The following is a 23,960-nucleotide window of genomic DNA, read 5'->3' on the forward strand; positions in this document are numbered from 1 at the left end:
GATTAAACATGACCCGTTCCGAAGTTTTATTTGAACAGGCTAAAAAAACCATTCCTGGTGGCGTTAACTCACCTGTACGTGCTTTTAATGGTGTGGGTGGTTCACCTTTGTTCATTGAAAAAGCTGATGGTGCTTATATTTTTGATGCCGATGGTAAAAAGTACATCGACTATGTAGGTTCATGGGGACCAATGATTTTAGGCCATAACCATCCTAAAATTCGCCAAGCGGTATTAAATGCTGTTGAGAATGGCTTGTCATTTGGCGCGCCGACTGAACTTGAAGTGCAAATGGCTGAAAAAGTCATTTCAATGGTGCCATCAATAGAACAAGTTCGTATGGTGAGCTCAGGCACTGAAGCCACCATGAGCGCCATTCGTTTAGCTCGTGGTTTTACTAACCGTGACAATATTTTAAAATTTGAAGGTTGCTACCATGGCCATGCCGATTGTTTATTAGTAAAAGCAGGTTCTGGTGCATTAACGTTAGGGCAACCAAGCTCTCCAGGTATCCCTGAAGATTTTGCTAAGCATACCTTAACCGCAACCTATAACGACCTTGATTCTGTCCGCGCTATATTTAAACAGAACCCAGAAAGTATCGCTTGTATCATCCTTGAACCTGTTGCAGGCAACATGAACTGTATTCCGCCAGTTGAAGGTTTCTTACAAGGCTTGCGTACTATTTGTGATGAGTTTGGCGCATTATTAATAATTGATGAAGTGATGACAGGTTTCCGTGTATCAATGAGCGGCGCACAAGGTCACTACGGCGTAACACCAGACTTAACCACACTAGGTAAAGTGATTGGCGGCGGCATGCCTGTAGGCGCATTTGGTGGCCGTAAAGATATTATGCAGTTTATTGCTCCTACGGGTCCGGTGTATCAAGCGGGTACCTTGTCTGGTAACCCAATAGCAATGTCAGCTGGCTTAGCCCAAATGGATGCATTGTGTGAACCCGGTTTATACGAAGCGCTTGCTGATAAAACTAAACGGGTTGCTGAAGGTTTTAAAGCGGCAGCAGATAAGCATGGTATTCCGTTAAATATTACTTATGTCGGCGGCATGTTTGGTTTCTTCTTTACTGAAGATAACACCCCAATGACCTCGTTTGCCCAAGTGACAAAATGCAACATGGAGCACTTCCGTCATTTCTATCATGCCATGTTAGATGAAGGCATCTATTTGGCACCAAGTGCTTATGAAGCTGGCTTCATGTCAATGGCTCATGGCGATGCTGAAATTGAATATACTTTAGCGGCTGTTGATCGCATTTTTGCAGCTATGAAATAAATTAACCTCATCGCTTAAGCCTATTTTAGGTTAAGCAAACGGTTGATAACAGAAATAGGATAAACAACTACGTTGTTTATCCTATTTTTATTTGTGTTAACAAATTGCTATTTCCTTTCACTATAATCATTTTTTATTCACTACTTTGGTCGATTATTGACAAAATAACTGTGATCTCAGTTGCGAAATCCGCTGTTGTGTGATGTGATCGCCCCGCCAAACGGAAAGCTTAATTTAACCTTAAAAACGGGTCTAAATTAGGTTAGCAAAAATTCATGGTAATGATGTTAATTACCTACAACACAAAGTTGGAATTGCAGTCATGCTACATACCTTTCTTATCTCACTTGCGGTGCTTGCGCTGTTAAGTATCGTGCTCGAAGAAGTTACCCATATTAATAAAGCAAAAACCACTCTGTTCCTTGGCTGTGTAGCTTGGATCACCTTGTTTATTGCTTCTGGCAGCCCAGAAAAAAGTAAACTCGTGGGTGAAAACCTTAATGAAAACTTATTAGAAATTGCCACATTATGGTTATTTTTAATGTCAACTATGACCTTTGTTGCTTACCTTAATGCTAAAGGTATGATTCAGGTACTGGTACAAAAGATCTTTCCGCAGCAAGTATCTGTGCGCATGTTGATGATACAGGTAGGAATGTTCTCACTAGTATTGTCGACTTTTTGTGACAACGTAACGGCCACATTGGTATCGTTAGGGTTACTAACAACGTTTAATTTAGATAAGCAAATGCGTCGCCGTATGGCGGTGTTAATTATCTTTGCCGTGAACTCTGGTGGGGTAGCATTAATCACGGGCGATGTGACTACCTTGATGATTTTCCTGGCCGGTAAAGTGCATATTTCGGAATTATTAATCCTGTTTATTCCCGCAAGCGTTAGCGTGATGATCTTGGCAATATTGTTTTCACTCAAAGCTGAAGGGCATGTCAGCACCACTCCGATTGAGCAAAATTACAATACGGTTGATATTGTTATCGGGGTGATTTTCTTCACTACCATCGTATTAACCATGGTACTTAACGTACTATTTGGTATTCCACCAGTATTGACCTTTTTATTCGGCTTATCAGTCATGTTCTTAGTTGGCACTACCCATAAGAGTAAAAAAGAAGAACTGCAAGTATTAGAATATATTCGCCAAGTTGAATTCGATACTCTATTGTTCTTCTTAGGTATTTTACTGCTTGTCGGTATGCTAAAAGAGATTGGCACACTTAATTTACTTACCGAAGTCTATGGTATGTATAACCCTAGCATTTCTAACTTCTTCACCGGTGTGGGTTCTGCACTGTTAGATAACGTGCCATTAACGGCGGCATTATTAAAAGCAGATCCTGTGCTAACAACGGCACAGTGGTTAGGACTGACTTACTCTGTGGGTGTGGGTGGATCATTATTAATCATCGGTTCAGCATCAGGCATTATTGCCATGAGTAAAGTTGAAGAGCTAACATTTGTAAGCTACTTAAAATACGTACCGGCATTACTATTATGCTACTGCATCGGTTATGGATTAACCTTGTTTTTAGCCAATAACATTCATGCCTAGCATTAACGATTAATTCGACCAATAACACTAAGGCGCTATAAGCGCCTTAGTGTTATTTATCCATTGAGATTAACGGATTAGAATAGCGGTGTTGATATCTATTAAGGTGTATATTTTGACTTTGATACCAATATATCGGTAACAAATACAGATCTTGATATAACGAATCAAGTCACGCCTATATAGCCGGTACTCTAAATTGCTCGCCGTTAATTTCTAATACGATATCCCTAGGCCTTATTTCAATAATTGTAAGCTTATTCTTAATCATGCCACCTTGCTGCAATTCAACACCATCGACATTGAGCCAGCGATTGTTTGGTTCAGATGAATACACATGAGCATTAATATTAAACTCAGGCACTTGTAACTGAATACTGGCAGGTAAATCACCATATTTGGGGATTTGTTGATTTGAAGGTCGTGGAATCGGATCGAGCTTTTCCTGCGTCACTTGCTGATTAGCAGACTGTTCATATTCAACATCTTTTAGCGCTGTTTCAAAGGCGGCTAACAAGTTATTACGTTCATCAATTGATGGTGCTTTTACCGAAGCAAAATCAACTTCCTGTGCTGCTGCATTCACCTGTAAACGTAATGCTTCAAGTTCAGCTTGACCACGACGATTTGAATTGGCACCTAATATAATCGGCTGAATATTATTGGTCCGATTAGAAGAAGCACTACTGCCTGACACTTCATAAGGTTGATCACGAGTTTGCAAGGATAAATCCACAAAAGCATCACTATTATGCTGTTGCACGTCATCAATAGCAACAATACCTGAATTGGATTGATAACGAGATTCAAATTGCGCATCCACTGAGTTATCAAGATGACTCGACGCAGTAATGTAAGATTGATTGATGTTTTGATTAAAAGGTTGAGCAATCGGCAATGCCACTTTACCGGCTAATCGAACGTCATCATTAGCCTGCGCAACAGCACTCAACTCAACACGTTGCGGGTTCTTGTAACGATTACTCACGACGACTTCTTTCACTGTCGAATTTGAAGGGTATCGCACGTCCACGGAGCTCGCTACTTGTGGCTCCGCAATAAACCCAGCTTGTGACGCAACCGTTTCAACAGTTGATGACGGAGCTTGTAGCAATAAACTCATGCTCCATGCTGCACCCACGCCCAGAGCTATCGATAGCGCAAGCAAGGTTATTTTTCGGGTATTAGCAGATATTTTAGGCTGCGAAGAATAATGGGCTCTAGGAGTTAAAATAACATCAACAACATTTTCTTGTTGTTGCTTTTTGCGGTTAACTGCATCTAATAAAATTGACATTAACTGCGCTCCAAAGAAGCGCTCAAACGTGGGCCTTGCTGGCTCAAATATAAATTAAGCTGTACTAAGGTTTGATTACCCGCAATACCATCGGGTTTTAAACCATGTTGACGTTGAAAATTCATTAATTGTTGTTCTAGCTCACTATCAAATTGCGTCAGTAATCGAGCGCGGCGTTTATTAACTTGCGCTAAGCTATTTTCAAGCCATTGCACTTGCGCCAGACTCGATGACACGCCAATTTCACGTGGCAATATACTGTCTGGTTGCCACAGGATTTCAAAGGTACCGCTAAAGTGACGATCGAACCAATCTTTATTAACCCAGAATTGTTGTTCGCCCAGTTGCAATAAAATTTGCTCCACTTGACGTTCAACAATGACGCCATAGAACACATTCGCTTGTGCATCTTGAAGATACACCACGGCAGGGTAATTAAGCCGCATAATACTATGCCAATTACCTTGCTGTTGGTAACAGGCTAAATCTTGTTGCTGCGCAGCCTGACAGGCAGATAAGCCAATAATGGGTTGCTTACTCCATAAACCAAATAAGCCAGCAAAAGCATTATCAATACTGCTGCTTTGTGCCATGGCTTGACGCAGAATTTGTTGCTGTGCATTAACTACTGGTGTAGAGGTTTGTATTTGTGGAGCCTGAGCAGTAATAGATTGATTAGCAGCACTGGCAATGGCCGCTAACGCTGGCGTATTTATAGACGGTTCAGATTGGTTCGCTGGCAACTCCGTGTGAGCGTTAAGTTTATCGTCAATCGCCGAACGATTAAACAGATAGAATGACAAACCAAATGCCAATACTAGTGCTGTTGCAGCAATGAATGGCCAGCGTTTGTCGTTAGGTGCATCAATATCACCTAACACTTCAACCGCAGCCTGATTTACCATTTTATGATCTATCGGTACTTTAGCTTGGCCATAACCTGCCATTAATGCACGTTCACATAATAAGTTAGTTAAACGTGGAATACCGCCAGAATGCTTGTGCAAAGCAGTTATCGCTTTACGCGTAAATAAGGGTTCATGCCGACCCGCTACTTGTAATCGGTGCAAAACGTATAGGCCAATCTCATCTTTATTGAGTGGCAATAAATGATAACGCGCGGTAATCCGTTGTGCTAACTGGCGTAAATCTTGGCGTTTTAGCAATTGTTGTAACTCTGGCTGACCAATCAAAATAACCTGTAACAGCTTTTTGGTATTGGTTTCTAGATTGGTCAACAAACGAAGCTGCTCTAATACCTCTGAGCGCAAATGCTGTGCCTCATCAATAATTAGTACGGTATTACGACCATTTTTGTGATTAGTTAACAGATACATGCTGATTAAATCAGTTAGCTGCTTTAACGTCGGATTATCACCATACTTAATTTCAAGCTCATCACACAAGGTAGCTAAGAGTTCCAGCTCAGTTAATGATGGATTAAGAATAAATGCCGTGTCGGTGTTGTCGGGTATTTGTTGTAATAAACAACGTGAAACGGTGGTTTTTCCAGTACCGACTTCACCTGTTAACAATACAAACCCACCGGTTTCACCTAACCCGTAAGTTAAGTGTGCTAAGGCCTCGCGATGACGATCGCTTAAGAACATATAATGAGGGTTAGGCGCGATAGAGAATGGATTATCGTTTAATCCATAGAAGGCTTTATACATTCGACCAAAAATCCTTATTTGAAACTGACGGCTCACGTTAATGCTTGTACAACATCTTGTCAAAAGTTAGCCGTAAAAATCTAACTCTGATAAGATTTAAGCAACTTATTATTACACGTTGTGGTACGCCATGAAGATTTATTTAGTCGGCGGGGCGGTGCGCGATACGCTTCTTAAACAAACTGTTGTCGATAAAGATTATGTAGTAGTTGGCAGTAGCATTGAAGAAATGTTAGCTCAAGGCTATCAGCAAGTCGGTAAAGACTTTCCGGTTTTCTTACATCCAAAAACTCAACAAGAATATGCATTGGCTAGAACAGAACGGAAAACCGGTAAGGGTTACCAAGGTTTTAGCTGCGATGCCAATAAAGATGTTAGCCTTGCCGATGACTTACTGCGCCGTGATTTAACCATTAATGCCATTGCACAAGAGAGTGATGGTACCCTCCATGACCCCTACCATGGCATTGATGATATTCACGCCAAAGTACTGCGCCATGTGTCCGATGCCTTTATAGAAGATCCCTTAAGAGTATTGCGCGTGGCTCGTTTTGCAGCCCGATTCCATCACTTAGGTTTTACCATTGCAGCAGAAACCTTACAGTTAATGACTGACATAGCTAATAGTGGCGAACTCGATCACCTCACTCCAGAGCGAGTATGGCAGGAATGTGATAAAGCATTAAGCAGCCAAAGTCCGCAAATCTTTTTTGACGTATTAAAGCAATCCCAAGCATTAGCGGTGCTATTTCCAGAAATTGATGCATTGTTTGGCGTGCCACAACCTGAAAAGTGGCACCCTGAAATAGATACAGGCATTCACACCCTCATGGTTCTCGAGCAAACGAGTCTGTTAAGTGACAATAAAGCGGTACGTTTTGCCGCGCTGGTTCACGACTTAGGCAAAGCATTAACCCCAAAACAAGATTGGCCAAAACATTATGGTCACGGCCAAAAAGGCTTAAGCGCTATCAAAGCGCTGTGCCAAAGAATACGGGTGCCAAATGAATACCGTGATTTAGCTTTACTCGTTAGCGACCAACATCAGAATATCCATAACGCCTTTGAACTTAGGGCAGAAACCATCGTCAAACTATTTGATAAAGGTGATTTTTGGCGCAAACCACAACGCTTAACAGAGTTATTATTATGTTGCCATGGCGACTTAAGAGGACGAACTGGATTTGAAAAAGTACCCTATCCACAAGCTGAATATTTACAACATTGCTATCAGTTAGCGAGCAACGTTGATGTGCAATCTATTATTGCCGCAGGTTACCAGGGATCACAAATTAAGGGCCAACTTCAGCTAAAGCGAACTGAAGTGATTAATAACTATAAAATACAACACATTGAATGTAATTGACTGTATTAGCAATCGCCTAATTAACGTTTTGTTGAAAAAAGCGGAAAAATGCATTTTTTAGCAGTGAATAAGCAATAAATCACTAAAATTTATATAAATTCGGCAATTAATGATGCTTTTAGCCCAGTAGACTTGCAATTTTCATTTATTTCGCTATTTTAAATAAACATTCTTATATTTGCCTATAGCAAATAAAAAAATCTGTGACATAATTACGCCGTTGCAAAGGCACATGCCGTTGCACTATTTAACAACCTATATATTAAGGGATTTACCCATGAACAAGAAAGTACTGATGATTGCTGGTGTTGCGATGACTGCTTTATTAGGTGGTTGTGCTAACACTACTGCTTTAGAAGAAAGCGTAGCAAACCTAGGTAACAAAGTTGATCAACTATCAGCACAAGTTGGTTCTTTAAAGTCTGAGCAAAGCAAGCTATCTGCCGATGTTAAAGGCGCTAAAGCTGCTTCTATGGACGCACAAGCTGAAGCTAAACGTGCTAATGACCGTTTAGACAACATGGCTTCTTCTTACAAAAAGTAAGAACTGTGATTAAAAATTAGCTTATTTAATAGGTTGATTATTAGGGCTTGATTGTTGATACCACTACGTTAAGTAGTACTTCAACATCAAGCCTTAATTATTTCTGCTCTGTTAGAAAGCGGTATCAAGCGGTATCAAGCGGTATCAAGCGGTATCAAGCGGTATCAAGCGGTATCAAGCGGTATCAAGCGGTATCAAGCGGTATCAAGCGGTATCAAGCGGTATCAAGCGGTATCAAGCGGTATCAAGCGGTATCAAGCGGTATCAAGCGGTATCAAGCGGTATCAAGCGGTATCAAGCGGTATCAAGCGGTATCAAGCGGTATCAAGCGGTATCAAGCGGTATCAAGCGGTATCAAGCGGTATCAAGCGGTATCAAGCGGTATCAAGCGGTATCAAGCGGTATCAAGCGGTATCAAGCGGTATCAAGCGGTATCAAGCGGTATCAAGCGGTATCAAGCGGTATCAAGCGGTATCAAGCGGTATCAAGCGGTATCAAGCGGTATCAAGCGAAAAATCTAAACACCTACAGCTTCTCCACACCAGCTTTTTCGCTATTAATCTATACATTGCATTTAATCTTTCTAAACAATCTCACAGAAATATTAGCACCAGCTCTTATAACATCTAGCAGCGAAGCATCCTAGCTCTTAGGCTCTAACACTCTCACCACATTATCGCCCTAATCAACTCTCATCGCTTAACACCGCTCGCAACCAATTTTAGCTTGTATATCATCTAGCCGCGAAGCGTCCTAGCCCTTAGGCTCTAACGCTCTCACCGCATTGTCGTCCTTATCGCTTTCCATCAGCTTTTACATTTTTACAAGCGTTTTTTGAGCGTTATAATCTGCCAATCAAACTCTAACTCACTAATGGCAGTAGATTTTACTTGATGCTTTAGCTGATCATTTGCGCGCCAACCAAATACCGACATATCAAGTAATGTTAATGCTTGCTCACCAGTAACAGATTGGGTGAATACCACTTGTTGCTGGGAATCAATTTCAACATCATTGGTTAAGTTTAACTGCAGCGGCTTTTCCACTAGGTCAGGATAAACTTGTTGTTTAATCTGCCATAGATGTCGAATTCCAGGCTGCAGTAGCACAATACGACCATCGTCTTTTAAAATCCGAATACACTCCTTACCCTTTAGCGGTGAGTCAAGTACCGTCACAATATCGACTGATTGTGATTCAAAAGGTAATTTCTTTAGTGCCAGCAACAATAAATTAGCTGGCGTTTCTGCTTTAGCCGCTGCAAAAATAGCATTTTCAGCATCAGTAATACCCCAATGCTCACATGACACATTGGCTTCAGCTAATGCAGGAACAAGCTGGCGTAAATAATAACCATCAGCACATTGATAATCGATATGCTGCAATTGAGCTTCGCCACGTGGTGCACACAAATCTAACAGCACTGTTTGAAGTTGTTTAATTAGCGGTGCAAACAGACCCGACTCTAATAAGAAATGTCGCCCACGCATTTGTTGACGAGACTCCACTTGCGGCTTAGATTTGGCCTTAGTGTTGCTCAGCAGTGGCCAATAGCCATTAGGATGCTTATCAAAATGATGCTTGTTGTCGCAATAAAATCCCGCAGAAGCTTGATGTTGATTTAGTGGAGCAGAACACACTGGACATAATAGAGATAAAGTCATAATTACACTGATAGTTAATTAAAAAAGGATAAAACAAAACGGGTAGTAATACCTAGTTTGGTAAGACTACCCGCTATGCAAAGAAATATCGCTTAAATACTTACCTTAAAGATAGAGCAATCCAAGCAATACCGCACCAAGGGCAAGACGATATAATACAAACGGTGTCATGCCTATTTTGCTAATAAACTTTAAAAAGAAATGGATACATAAATAGGCGGCAAAAAATGATACCACGATCCCTAAACCAAGGGCTTGGTAATCTATCGGTGCAGGGCTACTGACTAAGTCTTTTGTCACCAATAACGCCGCTCCAAAGCTAACAGGCACAGACATAAGGAATGAAAATCTAGCAGCGGCTTCACGGGTAAGACCTAGCATCAGTGCCGCTGTCATGGTGGCGCCTGAGCGTGAGGTGCCAGGGATTAATGCCATCGCTTGTGCTAAGCCGATAATCAACGCTTTTTTCCAACCCATTTGAAATTCGGTTAACTGTGCTTTTGACATTCTATCGGCTAGCCACAATAGTAAACCAAACACTATCGTAGTGATGGCGATAACGAGGGTATTTCTAAAATGTGTTTCAATAAAGTCTTTGGCGGTAAAGCCGACAATAACCGCAGGTATGGTTGCTAAAATAATCCACCAAGCGAGCTTACTTTCTTGAGTTTGTTGTTTACTGGCTAAGCTGGTAAACCACGCCTTCGCTAGGATAATAATTTCATGGCGGAAATAAATCACTACCGCAAATAAAGAACCGGTATTTACCGCAACGTCAAATGATAAACCTTGATCAGCCCAACCTAAAATTTGTGATGGTAAAATTAAATGTGCCGAGCTAGAAATCGGTAAAAACTCTGTTAGCCCTTGAATTAATGCCAGCAAAATAACTTGAAACGTTTCCATATCTTTCCTTGTAAGAAATTAATTGATTGATGAATAATTAATATTTAACGGGTAATAATTCTGCTGGGAACTCAAATGTAATAGGCCACAATTGCTGGCACTGCTTATCATAAGTTTGCCAAAGCATTTGGTAGGTTTGTAACGTCAGCGGATGACATAAATTAGGGGCTAATTCAGCCAGTGGCCACAACACAAATGCGTTGTACAAGATTTCGCCTCGAGGCACTTGGACGGGAATGTCACAAATAACATCGTCATAGAGCAACAAATCAATATCAAGGCTTCGTGGACTAAACTTTTTCTCGCCTCTAATACGGCCGTTATCTTGTTCAATTTGCTTAAAGGTTGCCACAACCTGTGCAATCGATAAATCGGTATCAGCAGCGACCACCATATTTAAGAAATTAGTGCCTTTAAATCCTACCGATTCACTTTCAAAAACTCTCGATAGCTGTAACTGGCCAAAATGTTGCTGTAAATCAACCAAACCTGCTTTTAGGTGTTGCTCAGGAGAAATATTGGTGCCTAAGCTAATGTAAATACGTGCCATTGACTGACCTAATGCTAAACAATAAAAAGAAATAAGACTTAAAGGCTACCGCGTTCAATCTCAACACCGACCGAAGCAGCATGAGGTATTGCCCCTGGCTTCATCACCACAACTTTAACCCACGGAACATTAAATTCATCTTGCAAACAATGGGCAATCATTTCGGCAACAGTCTCAATCAGTTCAATCGGATTTTCAGTAATTAATGCTGTTAAACGATTTGATACTGTTTCGTAGCACAAAGCATTTTCGTAACTATCACTAGCAGCGGCAAGACGATTATCCCACGCCATATCTAAATCGATAAGTAATGTTTGATGAAGCTTTTTTTCCCATTCATAGATACCAATAATGGTCTCTATCGCTAGCTGGCGTATGAGTACTTTATCCATATAAATCCCTACTTTAATCAACGTTAAACAGTGTCAAAATTGTTCTAAACAAACTTTATTACCGATTATATGCTTATTAATCCACATTTAGCCTTTTTCCTAATGAATTAAAGCAGTAGGATAGGCGCTATTGTGCAATTAACATCAACTAAATGATTAATGTTAACGCTATAGCGACTTCAGTGGATACTGAAAATTATTTGTCTCACAAATGAATGCGCGATAATACCCTAAGAAGAGTAAGGAAACCAATTTGAACACCGTTACCGTCACAATGTTGATGATCATTACCGCCTATCTAGCTGGTTCGATCTCAAGTGCCGTATTGGTATGTAAAATTAGAGGTTTACCCGACCCAAGGAGCAGCGGCTCTGGTAATCCAGGTGCTACGAATGTTTTGCGCATTGGTGGCGTAAGTTCAGCAGCCCTAGTGCTGTTTTTTGATATGCTTAAAGGCGCACTGCCCTCTTACTTTGGCTACCTTATGGGCCTCGATGCCGTATCATTAGGTTTGATCGCTGTCAGCGCCTGCTTAGGGCATATATTCCCAATATTTTTTGGTTTTAAAGGCGGTAAAGGCGTTGCGACAGCCTTTGGTGCTATGGCCCCTATTGGTGGTGATTTAGCGCTATGCTTAATGCTAACGTGGATTGTGCTTGTGTTATTAACCCGCTATTCATCTGTGGCCGCTATGGCAACGGCTACCTTGGCACCTTTGTATACTTGGTGGCTAGACGAACGCTTTATTATTCCAGTTGCGATGTTATCCACTCTTATTTTGATTCGTCACAAAGATAATATTGGGCGTTTACGTATTGGTAAAGAAAGCAAAGTTTCACGAAAAAAAACCATAAAAAAACCTAATACCAAGTCGGATTAGGTTTTCATATTGGCTTAAAATGGCAAAAATAAATTAACCGTATAAACGCTTCGTTAATCCACTGCAGGCAAGGTATCTAAAGGCCATCTAGGCTGACCTTTAACGGCAAGTCCTTCAATATGCCCTGCACGTAATCGCTGCAATCCAGCATAGGCAATCATAGCGCCATTGTCAGTACAGAACTCCCCACGAGGATAATACACTTGGCCGCCTAAACTGGTCATCATCTCAGCTAAAGTCTCTCGTAAGCGTGTATTAGCGCTCACACCGCCTGCTATTACCAAGCGCTTATAGCCAGTTTGTTTTAAAGCACGCTTGCATTTAATCGCTAAAGTGTCGACAACAGCTTCTTCAAACGCGCGCGCAATATTAGCACGAGTTTGATCATCATCAGGCTCTTTAGCAATCGTGTTTGCAGTAAATGTTTTTAGGCCTGAAAAACTAAAATCTAATCCAGGTCTGTCGGTCATTGGGCGAGGAAATTTATAGCCAACAGACAAGCCTTTTTGAGCTAATTTGGCTAAACGTGGCCCACCTGGATAATCTAAACCCATCAGCTTGGCTGTCTTATCAAAAGCTTCGCCAGCAGCATCATCAACAGATTCGCCTAGCACTTGATACCGGCCAATGCCTTCAACTTGCACCAACATTGAATGACCACCAGAGACTAACAAGGCGATAAAAGGAAACTCAGGCGCATTATCTTCTAACATAGGAGCCAACAAATGCCCTTCCATGTGATGCACACCAATGGCGGGCTTATTCCACGCATAGGCTAGCGACCGCCCTACACAAGCCCCAACAAGCAATGCACCAATCAACCCTGGGCCTTTGGTGTATGCCACACCATCGATATCATCTAAACGTGAATCAGCTTGCGATAAGGCCTGTCTAATCAATGGCACAATTTTACGAACATGATCACGAGAGGCCAACTCGGGCACCACACCACCATAATCGGCGTGCAATTTAACTTGGCTATATAGCACATGTGACAATAAGCCTAATTTATCGTCATATACTGCAATCCCAGTCTCGTCACAGGATGTCTCAATACCAATAACCCGCATAATCTCTCGTCTTCATTAAAAATAAGGCATCAATTCTACCCGTCTAAACATAAATATTCCAATGTTTCAGTATTTACCCAAACAGAGATTTTATGAGATAAATTCAATACGGAACGAAAGGTAAAGTAAATCGTTAAAAATGGCATTATGTTAAAGCTGTAATATCAAGCTAGCCATGTGCTTACTAACAAAACACCTTAATGCACCGATAACAGGCCTATAGTTAGTCAATGTTAAACAGAGTAAATAAAGAGCCGCGAGATAACCAATGCGAATCTTGAACTCGCGATAACGATTATTAAATGAAAGTGTGAGCTCTCGCCCAAAGAGAAAATCAATCTGGGGGTTTACAAATGGTCGCCGCTCGGTGTAAAATTCCGCACCATTTTAAATAGCCTTTGGTTTGAGTTAAATCACTAAAATGTTTAGTCGATTTAATCATCCAGCATAACTACACCTAAGGGGTGATGGCGTATGCCAATTATTAAAGTACGTGAAAACGAACCATTCGACGTAGCTCTTCGTCGTTTCAAGCGCTCTTGTGAAAAAGCTGGTATTCTAGCTGACGTGCGTGCTCGTGAATTCTACGAGAAGCCAACTACTGCCCGTAAGCGTGCAAAAGCAGCTGCAGTTAAGCGTCTAGCTAAGAAGCTTTCTCGCGAAAACGCACGTCGCGTACGTTTATATTAATCTCATTATGAACTTAACCGATCAGCTAAAAGACCAAATGAAAGACGCCATGCGTGCTAAAGAAAAAGTACGCTTAGGAACAATTCGTATGGCACTTGCTGCCATCAAACAGATTGAAGTGGATACCCGCGAAACTCTGACCGATGAACAGACAATAGCTGTATTAACCAAAATGGTTAAACAACGCCGTGATTCGATTGCTCAATATGAAGCAGCGAATCGTCCGGAGTTGGCCGCAGTAGAAGCAGAAGAAATTCGAGTTATCGAAAATTTTCTGCCTACGCCGTTAACTGAAGATGAGGTTGCAACGATTATCGATGCAACTATTATTGAAGTTGGTGCTGCATCCATGGCGGATATGGGTAAAGTAATGGGAGCATTAAAATCTAAAGTTCAAGGCCGCGCAGATATGAGTGCCATTGGTACAATGATCCGTGCAAAATTGAAGTAATCAAGTTTTAATGTTGAATAAGCCGTGCACTTGCACGGCTTGTTTGTTTACATCAGTTGATAAAGTAAATTCGAGAACAACAGCAATCAATGGCGATACCTCGTGATTTTATCAATGAGCTAATAGCTCGAATAGACATAGTCGATCTAATTGATCGTAAAGTCACGTTGAAAAAAGCCGGTAAGAATCATTCGGCTTGTTGTCCTTTTCACAGCGAAAAATCACCCTCTTTTACCGTCAGCAGAGACAAACAGTTTTACCACTGCTTTGGTTGCGGTGCACATGGCAATGCTATTGATTTTGTCATGGAATATGATCGCCTAGAATTTGTTGATGCAATTGAAGAACTTGCAAGTCAATTAGGTCTTGATGTACCTCGAGAACAAGGTACAGGCAAAAGACCTGATCAAGGATTAAGTCGAGACTTATACGAACTGATGGAAGAAGCTAACCTCTTCTATCAAAGCCAACTTAGGCAACATGCAGACAAACAAAAAGTCATCGATTATCTTGAGTTCCGCGGATTATCAAATGACGTTGTTGAGCAGTTCGGTATTGGGTTTGCACCCGATGGTTGGGATGGTTTACTGGGTCGTTACAGGCAAAATTTGCCCGCCCAAGATAAATTACTCACAGCAGGCATGCTAATTGCCAATGATAGCGGTAAACGCTATGACAGATTTCGCGACAGATTAATGTTTCCAATACGCGATCGTCGTGGTCGTGTGGTGGGATTTGGTGGAAGAGTTTTGGGTGATGGCACCCCAAAGTACTTGAATTCTCCAGAAACGCCCATATTTCATAAGGGTAATGAACTTTATGGTTTATATGAGCTAAAGCAAACGCATCGAGATCCACAACATGTGTTAATTGTTGAAGGATATATGGATGTCGTCGCACTCGCCCAGTTTGGGGTCGATTATGCGGTTGCATCGTTAGGTACGTCGACGACAGCTGAACAATTTCAGCTTTTAGTGCGTAGTGCAAAACAAGTAGTGTGTTGTTACGACGGTGATCGCGCCGGCCGAGAAGCCGCATGGCGTGCACTGGAAACAGCATTACCCTTGTTAAAACCGGGTGACCAAGTCAAGTTTATGTTTCTACCGCAAGGTGAAGACCCTGACACTATGGTCCGCAAAATTGGCAAAGAAGCATTCGAAGCGTTAATGCAAGAAGCCATGTTACTGCCCGAGTTTTTGTTTGACACATTAAGTGCTAACCACGGTACCGATAAAGGGGCATTAGCCAAGCAAGCAATTGCGCTAATCGAAAAGGTACAAGATACCGTCCTACAGAATTTACTGTTAGAAAATTTAGCCCATAAATTAGGCATGAACAGTAGCGAAGATTTAAAGAGAAAATTAGGTTTTTCGGTAAAAAAGATAAAACCATTAAATGCTAAAGGCTTACAAGGCCGGGGCACGCCATTAAGATTGGCCATTGCGCTCCTGGTCCAAAACCCAAGTTTAGGCTTTGGTTTAGCAAAACAGCCTGCACTAGATCGATTGCAAATGACTGGCATAGAATTGCTCAATCATTTGTTAGATATAACTCGAGAGCAAACGTTAAACAGCGCACAACTACTTGAAATGCATAGAGAGCATGACCAAAAGAGCACTCTCATAAAGCTAGCCCAATGGGACCATCAAGTGGCGGATGAAAACGTATTGCCAGAGTTTAAACAAACCCTGATTTGGTTAAACAACCAATATATTGAACAACGATATCAGGAATTAAGTCTAAAACAGGCTTTAACGAAAGTTGAAAAAATGCAGCTAACAAAGTTGATTTCTATAATGAAAGGCATAGCGAAGTAATACGCAATTATTCTTAAAGAATATGCGTACAAACATTGCCATGGACTAGCTAAGGTTAGTCCACACAGCTATAATTGACGATTTGCGTGCCACTTAGTACAGCTAACTGGCCTATCGTTTTATCAGTTCCCCAAAATTGGATGATATCTATGGATCACACTCCGCAGTCGCAACTCAAACTGTTGCTCGCTAAAGGTAAAGAGCAAGGTTACTTAACCTATGCAGAAGTGAACGACCACTTACCTGCAGACATGGTCGATTCCGATCAGATTGAAGATATTATCCAGATGATAAATGACATGGGTATCCGCGTTTTTGAAGAAGCGCCAGATGCCGATGACATGATGATGTCGGAAGACAACACAGACGAAGATGCTGCAGAAGAAGCAGCGGCAGCTCTCGCAACCGTAGAAAGTGAGTTAGGCCGAACCACAGATCCTGTCCGCATGTATATGCGTGAAATGGGTACGGTAGAACTACTTACTCGCGAAGGCGAAATTGTTATTGCTAAACGTATTGAAGAAGGTATCAACACTGTACAGAGCTCTGTCAGTGAATACCCTCAAGCGATCGCAATGATCTTAGAGCAATTCGATAAGTATGAAGCTGAAGAATTGCGCTTGTCTGATATTATCTCTGGATTTATCAATCCTGACGACGATGACGTCGCACCTACCGCCACCAACGTTGGTTCAGAATTAGCTGATACTAAAAAAGATGACGATGATGACGATGATGACGATGACGATGATGAAGAAGAGGAAGAAGGTAACAAAGGACCTGATCCTGAAGAAGCCAAAGAGAAATTTACTCAACTCAGAGAAGCCTACGAAAAAAGCTTAGGTATTATTGCTGTAAAAGGCCGTGATCATCCTGAAGCCATTGGCTCATTATTTGTTATTGGTGAATTATTCAAAGAATTCCGCTTAGTACCTAAACAGTTTGACCGTTTAGTTAAAAGTATGCGCAACATGATGGACCGCGTTCGAATTCAAGAACGTTTAGTCATCAAGCTTTGTGTTGAACAAGTTAAAATGCCGAAGAAAAACTTTATTAAGGCTTTCACCGGCAACGAAACCAACTTAGATTGGTTTAACAAAGAAAAAGAAAGCTCTAAGCCTTACGCTGAAGGTTTGCGTATGATCACCGATGACGTAACACGTTGTGTGACCAAATTAGCGGCTATCGAAGTAGAAACAGACTTAACCATCGCAGGCATTAAAGACATTAACCGTCGTATGTCTATCGGTGAAGCGAAAGCTCGTCGTGCGAAAAAAGAAATGGTTGAAGCTAACTTACGTTTGGTAATTTCTATTGCTAAAAAATACACCAACCGTGGTTTGCAGTTCTTGGATTTAATTCAAGAAGGTAACATCGGTTTGATGAAAGCAGTAGATAAGTTTGAATACCGTCGTGGTTACAAGTTTTCAACTTATGCAACGTGGTGGATCCGTCAGGCAATCACTCGTTCAATCGCCGACCAAGCACGTACGATCCGTATTCCAGTACACATGATTGAAACTATCAACAAGTTGAACCGTATTTCTCGTCAAATGCTTCAAGAAATGGGCCGTGAGCCGTCTCCAGAAGAATTAGCAGAACGTATGATGATGCCTGAAGATAAGATCCGTAAGGTACTTAAAATCGCTAAAGAGCCAATCTCAATGGAAACTCCAATCGGTGACGATGAAGATTCGCATTTAGGTGATTTTATCGAGGATACTACCCTCGAGCTACCATTAGACTCTGCAACCAGCGAAAGTCTAAAGAACGCTACACACGAAGTCTTAGCCGGTCTAACGGCCCGTGAAGCCAAAGTATTGCGTATGCGTTTTGGTATCGACATGAATACCGACCACACGTTAGAAGAAGTGGGTAAGCAGTTTGATGTAACACGTGAACGTATTCGTCAAATTGAAGCCAAAGCGTTACGTAAATTACGTCACCCTTCTCGCTCTGAAATATTAAAATCGTTCCTTGACGAGTAATTGTTAAAAACGAATGATAAAAAACCTGCTTCTGCAGGTTTTTTTATGTTTCAAATCAGGCATATTGCTTAACAGATAACCAATTAGAACAAGATATTATAATTCAATGCAGATCACGGGTGACAAGCAAGAATAAACTTCGTATAATTCACCCGCTTTCGATAGTGACGACTATCTTAAGTCGGCCCCTTAGCTCAGTTGGTTAGAGCATACGACTCATAATCGTCAGGTCCCCAGTTCGAGTCTGGGAGGGGCCACCAATTTGTTGATGAGGCGCTTGAAGAAATTCAAGCGCCTTTTTCATGTCTGTAGCTTTTTCATATCTGTAGTTTGTCACCTCTCCCTTCGCGCTTATCAATCCATATTAACCAATACACTATTCCAGGAACGTATTAAGATGTTAAACCACTTAACGACAGTTAATATTATCTGCTAATCGATAACCTAAACTTCGATCCCGACAGCAATAGCATATTGATTAAACTTGATAACGGCTTATGTTAAAAGAGTGCCACCGTCCCCTCAGTTGATTAATAGGATTATCGATAAAAACATCAACAGCGAGGTGACCTCTTTATTTTTAAAACCGATTTAATCAGCGCGAATATAAGCGGGATTTTTTTCTAAATAGGCCTGCGCAGCGGTGATAGCGACCACAGCCTTTGAGTTAAATTCACGTTGGTACAAGGTATAAACTACAAATAAACTGGCTAAAATAAACATTCCCGGATGCATAAACCAACATAATGCAGCCATAGAATAATAATACGAACGTAAGCCGTAGTTATATGAGTGCGCTGCCTGGTCTTGCACTACGGCCATTTGCCTTGCATAACCGAGCGCATTTTTATCAGTGCCCGTTTTATCTAATGGTGCAGCGCCAATCATAATATTAACAAAACCATATTGACGCATAGACCAAGTAAATTGGAAAAAAGCTAACACAAAAATCCCGGCTAAAAGAGCCAGTTTAACCTGTACCAAGGCATGATTAGGCGATGAGGTAAAAGGAATAGAACCAATCACGGTTTCCAGCTTTTCTACTTGAGAAAAAAGCGTTAATACACCGGCAAGGATCAGTAATGTTGTTGAAGCAAAGAATGCAATATTACGTTCTAAATTAGCCAGTAACGCCGCTTCGGCTACACGTATTTCTTTTGCTATCACTTGTGACATCCAATGAATACGTTGTTGATGCATCACTCGCGCGATGCAATTAGTGTTTTTTGCTTTACGCCGGGCAAAACCGGTATAACCGACCCAACTAACTAAAAAAACACTTAATGCTAGCGCATCTAACCATGAAATAACCATACTGATTAACCTGCGTAAGAATAAATAATGGATTGATTATGCATCAGTTTTCATCATGCTGAAATCAGTTTGTTACTTAAATAGTCAAATACTTAACACGTTAAAAAGGACTCTGACAAACAAAGTCAATTCGTTGTTCTGTCATAGGGTGAGTAAATGATAAAGCAGTCGCATGTAACATTAATCTATCTGACATCTGCTGCGAATAGTCATTATGGTACAAATCACAGCCTAAAATAGGATGACCCATTTGTTGGCTGTGCAACCGTAACTGGTGAGTTCGGCCTGTAATAGGAGTAAATATTACGCGCGTAGAGAGCCCTTGCGGATCCCGCGTTGTGACTTGGTATTGGCTATGAGCAGGTTTACCGTTGTCATGGCAAATTTTCATTAGCGGAAAATGTTCACTGTCTTTAGCTATTGGCAATTCAATGTCGCCGCTATCGTTGAGTACATCACCATGAAGCACAGCGGTATAATTTTTACTAACAGTGCGCAGCTGAAACTGCTTAGTTAATAATCCATTAATCGCTTTGTTTAACGCCACCAGCATAAGACCAGAGGTACCAAAGTCGAGTCGATGCACTAAGGTTGCAGTTGGATAATCTTGTACTAACCGATAGTGTACTGAGTCCTTGTTTAATGGGTTCTTCCCCGAGAGACTCAATATCCCTGTTGGCTTATTGATTAATAATAGGTGCTCGTCTTGGTATAAAACCTCAATAATCCCATTACAGGGTGGAGCAATAAATTCAGTCATTATGCCTTAGTCGTAATATCTTGGTTATATGGCTTGGTTGCAATGTCTTGGTTGTATGCCTTGAGAGGAATAATGTGTTCATCGCAATAGTCAAATAACATCTCCATAGGAGCTATTTTAACCGAGATAATAATAGAAAAGGTGGCGTAGAAGCCACCTTTGATATTGTTGGTATCCTGCTAAAACAGGTTACGTTCTTAGTTTACCCAACTGCTGATGTTGCTCATGTACTAATTTGGCTAAGCTATCACTGCTTTGTTGGGCACTGTCAGCAAGCTGTGACAACTCTGATGCAGAGTCTGAAATACCTGTAATATTACGATTAACCTCTTCGGTTACCGCGCTCTGCTCTTCTGCAGCAGTGGCAATATGGGTAACCTGACCCGATACCTCGTTAATTTGTTCCACTATGGCATTAAGCGACTGTAACGCAAGCTGAGTTTGTTCAACGGCTTTTTGTGCCCCCTGAGCGCCTTTATCAATAATGCTCGAGGCATTTTTAACTTCTTTTTGTAACGACTCAATTAAGGTACTAATTTCATTAGTCGACTTTTGCGTTCTAGAGGCTAACGTTCTTACTTCATCAGCAACAACCGCAAAACCTCGACCTTGCTCTCCGGCTCTGGCAGCCTCAATAGCGGCGTTGAGCGCTAATAGATTAGTCTGCTCTGCAATCGCACTTATTACTTCTAAAATACGGCTAATATTGGCGCTGCTTTGCGACACCATACCCACAGCTTGTTGCGCTTTTTCAGAATCTGTCGATACACCCTCGACAAATACCATCGCTTGAGTTAATCGAGATTGACCATCTTTGACATTGACGGTCATGGACTCCGTTTCCATTGCGGTTTGCTCAGAAGCTTTAGCCACTTCAAGCGCGGTAGCACTCATTTGATTAACAGCCGTAACCACACTTTCGATTTCGCCATATTGACGATTAACGCTTTCACGAGTGAGCTTAGCAATATCGGCCGATTTTATACTTTCTTGCTGTGAACGATCAGCAAGAATTTTAAGCTCAGAAATAAGATGACGCAGTTTTGCAATAAAAGCATTAATGCCGCTACCTAATGCAATCAACTCCGCATGCGCATCCACTTCTATCGCTTGAGTTAAGTCACCTTCCGCGCTGGCAAGATTTTCAACCCGAGCTTGGATCATACTAAGCGGCGCAATGATGCTGCGAATAACCAAGCTAATAATAATAACGGCGATAACCGTAACGGCTATGCCAATCATCAATAACAAGCCACCTAATGACATTTCCATTTCGGTCATTGAATCGTTCATGTTATTAACGGCCATAAAGGCTTGGCTTTTGGGCACTTCAATAATTAATGACCACGTTGCATTGGCAATAGGGATAGCAATAGGATAGCCAACTGCAATGCTGTCTGGCTCATTAACAAAACCAGACGTGTTATTTAATGCTAATAACTTTTTGGCCAATTCAGGCTTAACCGACTCACTCAGTGGCCGAGCGAATTTAGTATAATGGCTCGCTGCCACCACAAAGCCTTTTTGGCTAACCAGGGTGACTTTGGCTTGCCCTTGGTACAAACTTTTAGACAGTTGCATAATCATGGTTTGGAAAATCGGTAAGTTAATATCGACACCAACGATACCTTTAAATTGATTATCCACGACGACCGCTGCAGTTAACGATGTCATCAATACTTTATTGCCCGGTGTGATTTCGTATAAATACGGCTCCATTAAACAAGGCTTTTTACTGTCTTTAGCACACAAATACCATTCGGCTTCGCGTACGCCAAATTCATTTAGCGTACTGATATATTTATCTTCTGCATTTGCCACAGATTGCTGTTGTACCAATCCATCCGATCCGCGAGTGTTATAAACCTCTAAGGTGCCTGCATTGACCACACTATGACTACTACCGTCTAAATAACTGTCATCGAGATAGTCATAACCGTTAGGCTCAAAGTGAACATACATGGATGATATCTGTTCATTTTTTTGCAATACTGCGGCTAAAGACGACTCTACACGTTCGCGACTTAAAGGATCTTTTTGAGCAGTTTGCTCTAACAAGCCAGCAAATGAATATGGAATACGATACGCCTCGTTAATAAAGCCTGCAATACGCTCACCATACTCACCCGCTCGGGCAGATAACTTATCGTTGATCTCTTGCTGTAATGCCACTTCAACTTCTGCCGCTAAGCTATTATTTTTATCTTTTAGAACTACCCATAAACTGGATGACAGCACTACTACAGTGGCAATAAACAATGCCGAGGTGATCCACAACAACTTTACTTTAATGGACAATGCCTTCATTCAATTTAGCTCCCGCTTTTGTATTCGTTTTTCCGATAATATGAAGTGTAGTCAGCTTTTGAGAATGTATAGCTAAATCTTATAAAAAATCCCACTAAAAGCGGGATTTTATTGAATATTATGTCAAAACCAATTTAACATACTTCACTAATTAAACACCGCTTGAAATGTGCCATCCATAATCGCCAGACCTGTATCAATTTGCGCATCAGGAGCGGTTAATGGCACCAAAACGCGGATAACGTTACCATAGGTACCACAAGACAATAAAATCAAGCCACGATTACGCGCTTCAGCTAAAATTTTACCGCTATACTGTGGTGCAGGTTCTCCGTCTTCCATCAGCTCAATAGCAATCATTGCACCCAATCCACGTACATCAGCAATTTGTGGATACTTAGCCTGCATATCGGTTAATGCCGACTTAAGTCTATTACCCACGTCATTAGCACGGGCCAGTAGTTGCTCTTCTTCAAACACTTCAATAACGGCTAATGCCGCGGCACAAGCAATAGGGCTACCACCATAAGTACCGCCTAAGCCACCGGCAGTAACGGCATCCATCACCTCGGCTTTACCAGTAATACCTGACAGTGGAAAACCACCCGCGATAGATTTAGCAAACGTAGTAATATCAGCTGCTACGCCCATTTGCTCCATGGCAAAAAATGTTCCCGTACGACCGGCGCCGGTTTGCACTTCATCAGCAATCAATACAATGCCATGGTCATCACACAGTTCACGCAAGCGCTTCATAAATGATGGTGTCACAGCATAAAAACCGCCTTCGCCTTGCACCGGTTCTAAAATGATCGCGGCGATGTCGGCAGGCTCGGCATCATTTTTAAAGATACGCTCAATCGATGCCATAGCATCATCTTCAGACACGCCATGCATTTCACATGGAAATTCTGCCCTAAACACATTAGCCGACATTAAGCCCATACCTTTACTGTACGGTGCCACTTTACCGGTTAATGCCAACGCAGCAATGGTGCGACCATGGTAACCCGAAGTAAACGCGATAACGCCTGCTCGTTTGGTATAAGCACGGGCGACTTTAACTGCGTTTTCGACCGCTTCAGAACCACTGGTAAATAAAGCGGTTTTTTTAGCAAAATTACCCGGTACCAAATGATTGAGTTTCTCGCACACTTCAATGTAACTTTCGTAGCCAATGACCATAAAACAAGTATGTGAGAATGCCTCTAACTGCGCTGCCACAGCTGCTTTTACTTTAGGATGCAAGTGACCAGTATTCAGTACCGCAATACCACCTGCAAAATCGATATATTCACGCCCCTCAACATCCCATACTGTGGCGTTTTCAGCACGATCAGTAAATATGGGATGAATTTGCCCTACACCTTGTGCCACAGCCGCTTGGCGACGAGCCATTAGTCCATCATTTGTTTTAGTCATAGCC

General features: G+C 41.6%; 21 protein-coding genes and 1 tRNA gene. 11 read left to right on the plus strand and 11 right to left on the minus strand.

Features of this window, described 5'->3' with window-relative positions; translation table 11 throughout:
- Window positions 1–8 precede the first annotated feature (8 nt).
- Both hemL and nhaD read left to right on the plus strand, forming a co-directional pair.
- Window positions 9–1,295, plus strand: coding sequence for a glutamate-1-semialdehyde 2,1-aminomutase (gene hemL / locus EGC82_RS17080; protein WP_124731822.1), 1,287 nt, complete (start codon window positions 9–11; stop codon window positions 1,293–1,295).
- A gap of 322 nt (window positions 1,296–1,617) precedes the next feature.
- Window positions 1,618–2,865, plus strand: a complete 1,248-nt coding sequence (gene nhaD, locus EGC82_RS17085) for a sodium:proton antiporter NhaD (RefSeq protein ID WP_124731823.1) — start codon at window positions 1,618–1,620, stop codon at window positions 2,863–2,865.
- A gap of 178 nt (window positions 2,866–3,043) precedes the next feature.
- Here nhaD and EGC82_RS17090 read toward each other — a convergent pair whose 3' ends face one another.
- Complete coding sequence (locus tag EGC82_RS17090; RefSeq protein WP_124731824.1) at window positions 3,044–4,162, minus strand: general secretion pathway protein GspB; 1,119 nt, start codon at window positions 4,160–4,162, stop codon at window positions 3,044–3,046.
- Window positions 4,162–5,835 carry an ExeA family protein gene (locus tag EGC82_RS17095; protein WP_124731825.1) on the minus strand — a complete coding sequence of 558 codons (1,674 nt, stop codon included), beginning with the start codon at window positions 5,833–5,835 and terminating at the stop codon, window positions 4,162–4,164. The genes EGC82_RS17090 and EGC82_RS17095 overlap by 1 nt, the downstream gene beginning before the upstream one ends.
- A gap of 130 nt (window positions 5,836–5,965) precedes the next feature.
- Between EGC82_RS17095 and EGC82_RS17100 the strand changes: the two genes are divergently transcribed.
- The 3 genes from EGC82_RS17100 (at window position 5,966) to EGC82_RS17110 (ending at window position 8,266) form a co-directional block, all read left to right on the plus strand.
- On the plus strand, window positions 5,966–7,201 hold the full coding sequence (locus tag EGC82_RS17100; protein ID WP_124731826.1) for a multifunctional CCA addition/repair protein: 1,236 nt from the start codon (window positions 5,966–5,968) through the stop codon (window positions 7,199–7,201).
- 277 nt (window positions 7,202–7,478) lie between these two features.
- Complete coding sequence (locus tag EGC82_RS17105; protein WP_011638433.1) at window positions 7,479–7,745, plus strand: Lpp/OprI family alanine-zipper lipoprotein; 267 nt, start codon at window positions 7,479–7,481, stop codon at window positions 7,743–7,745.
- A 47-nt stretch (window positions 7,746–7,792) separates the two neighbouring features.
- Window positions 7,793–8,266: a hypothetical protein gene (locus tag EGC82_RS17110; RefSeq protein ID WP_124731827.1), complete on the plus strand. Its 474-nt coding sequence runs from the start codon at window positions 7,793–7,795 to the stop codon at window positions 8,264–8,266.
- A 300-nt stretch (window positions 8,267–8,566) separates the two neighbouring features.
- On the opposite strand, the gene EGC82_RS17115 is transcribed toward EGC82_RS17110, so the two are convergent.
- The 4 genes from EGC82_RS17115 to folB all read right to left on the minus strand — a co-directional run bounded on the left by EGC82_RS17115 (window position 8,567) and on the right by folB (window position 11,257).
- On the minus strand, window positions 8,567–9,409 hold the full coding sequence (locus tag EGC82_RS17115; RefSeq protein ID WP_124731828.1) for a putative RNA methyltransferase: 843 nt from the start codon (window positions 9,407–9,409) through the stop codon (window positions 8,567–8,569).
- Window positions 9,410–9,514: 105 nt separating this feature from the next.
- Entirely contained in the window at window positions 9,515–10,315 is an 801-nt protein-coding gene (locus EGC82_RS17120) for an undecaprenyl-diphosphate phosphatase (protein ID WP_124731829.1), read from the minus strand.
- Between the two features lie 37 nt (window positions 10,316–10,352).
- Window positions 10,353–10,865: a 2-amino-4-hydroxy-6-hydroxymethyldihydropteridine diphosphokinase gene (folK, locus tag EGC82_RS17125; RefSeq protein WP_124731830.1), complete on the minus strand. Its 513-nt coding sequence runs from the start codon at window positions 10,863–10,865 to the stop codon at window positions 10,353–10,355.
- Between the two features lie 38 nt (window positions 10,866–10,903).
- Window positions 10,904–11,257: a dihydroneopterin aldolase gene (folB, locus tag EGC82_RS17130; RefSeq protein ID WP_124731831.1), complete on the minus strand. Its 354-nt coding sequence runs from the start codon at window positions 11,255–11,257 to the stop codon at window positions 10,904–10,906.
- Window positions 11,258–11,531: 274 nt separating this feature from the next.
- Between folB and plsY the strand changes: the two genes are divergently transcribed.
- Window positions 11,532–12,137 (plus strand): glycerol-3-phosphate 1-O-acyltransferase PlsY, encoded by a 606-nt coding sequence (plsY, locus tag EGC82_RS17135; protein ID WP_415837616.1) that lies wholly within the window; start codon window positions 11,532–11,534, stop codon window positions 12,135–12,137.
- A gap of 53 nt (window positions 12,138–12,190) precedes the next feature.
- Here plsY and tsaD read toward each other — a convergent pair whose 3' ends face one another.
- Window positions 12,191–13,207: a tRNA (adenosine(37)-N6)-threonylcarbamoyltransferase complex transferase subunit TsaD gene (tsaD, locus tag EGC82_RS17140; protein ID WP_124731833.1), complete on the minus strand. Its 1,017-nt coding sequence runs from the start codon at window positions 13,205–13,207 to the stop codon at window positions 12,191–12,193.
- 474 nt (window positions 13,208–13,681) lie between these two features.
- Here tsaD and rpsU point away from each other — a divergent pair, with 474 nt between their 5' ends.
- The 5 genes from rpsU (at window position 13,682) to EGC82_RS17165 (ending at window position 18,413) form a co-directional block, all read left to right on the plus strand.
- Window positions 13,682–13,897 carry a 30S ribosomal protein S21 gene (gene rpsU / locus EGC82_RS17145; RefSeq protein ID WP_006080725.1) on the plus strand — a complete coding sequence of 72 codons (216 nt, stop codon included), beginning with the start codon at window positions 13,682–13,684 and terminating at the stop codon, window positions 13,895–13,897.
- A 7-nt stretch (window positions 13,898–13,904) separates the two neighbouring features.
- Complete coding sequence (locus EGC82_RS17150) at window positions 13,905–14,348, plus strand: GatB/YqeY domain-containing protein (RefSeq protein WP_124731834.1); 444 nt, start codon at window positions 13,905–13,907, stop codon at window positions 14,346–14,348.
- An 89-nt stretch (window positions 14,349–14,437) separates the two neighbouring features.
- Window positions 14,438–16,165, plus strand: a complete 1,728-nt coding sequence (dnaG, locus tag EGC82_RS17155) for a DNA primase (RefSeq protein ID WP_124731835.1) — start codon at window positions 14,438–14,440, stop codon at window positions 16,163–16,165.
- A gap of 149 nt (window positions 16,166–16,314) precedes the next feature.
- Entirely contained in the window at window positions 16,315–18,153 is a 1,839-nt protein-coding gene (gene rpoD / locus EGC82_RS17160; protein WP_124731836.1) for an RNA polymerase sigma factor RpoD, read from the plus strand.
- 183 nt (window positions 18,154–18,336) lie between these two features.
- Window positions 18,337–18,413 (plus strand) — tRNA-Ile (locus EGC82_RS17165).
- Window positions 18,414–18,744: 331 nt separating this feature from the next.
- Here EGC82_RS17165 and EGC82_RS17170 read toward each other — a convergent pair.
- The 4 genes from EGC82_RS17170 to gabT all read right to left on the minus strand — a co-directional run bounded on the left by EGC82_RS17170 (window position 18,745) and on the right by gabT (window position 23,956).
- Entirely contained in the window at window positions 18,745–19,467 is a 723-nt protein-coding gene (locus tag EGC82_RS17170; protein ID WP_124731837.1) for a DUF599 domain-containing protein, read from the minus strand.
- Window positions 19,468–19,567: 100 nt separating this feature from the next.
- A complete protein-coding gene (locus tag EGC82_RS17175) occupies window positions 19,568–20,227 on the minus strand; it encodes an RluA family pseudouridine synthase (protein WP_124731838.1) in 660 nt (219 codons plus the stop codon).
- 189 nt (window positions 20,228–20,416) lie between these two features.
- Window positions 20,417–22,534, minus strand: coding sequence for a methyl-accepting chemotaxis protein (locus EGC82_RS17180; protein WP_124731839.1), 2,118 nt, complete (start codon window positions 22,532–22,534; stop codon window positions 20,417–20,419).
- A 147-nt stretch (window positions 22,535–22,681) separates the two neighbouring features.
- Window positions 22,682–23,956, minus strand: coding sequence for a 4-aminobutyrate--2-oxoglutarate transaminase (gene gabT, locus EGC82_RS17185; protein ID WP_124731840.1), 1,275 nt, complete (start codon window positions 23,954–23,956; stop codon window positions 22,682–22,684).
- Window positions 23,957–23,960: the final 4 nt, after the last annotated feature.

It is taken from the genome of Shewanella livingstonensis (assembly GCF_003855395.1).
In the GTDB taxonomy this organism is placed as follows: domain Bacteria; phylum Pseudomonadota; class Gammaproteobacteria; order Enterobacterales; family Shewanellaceae; genus Shewanella; species Shewanella livingstonensis.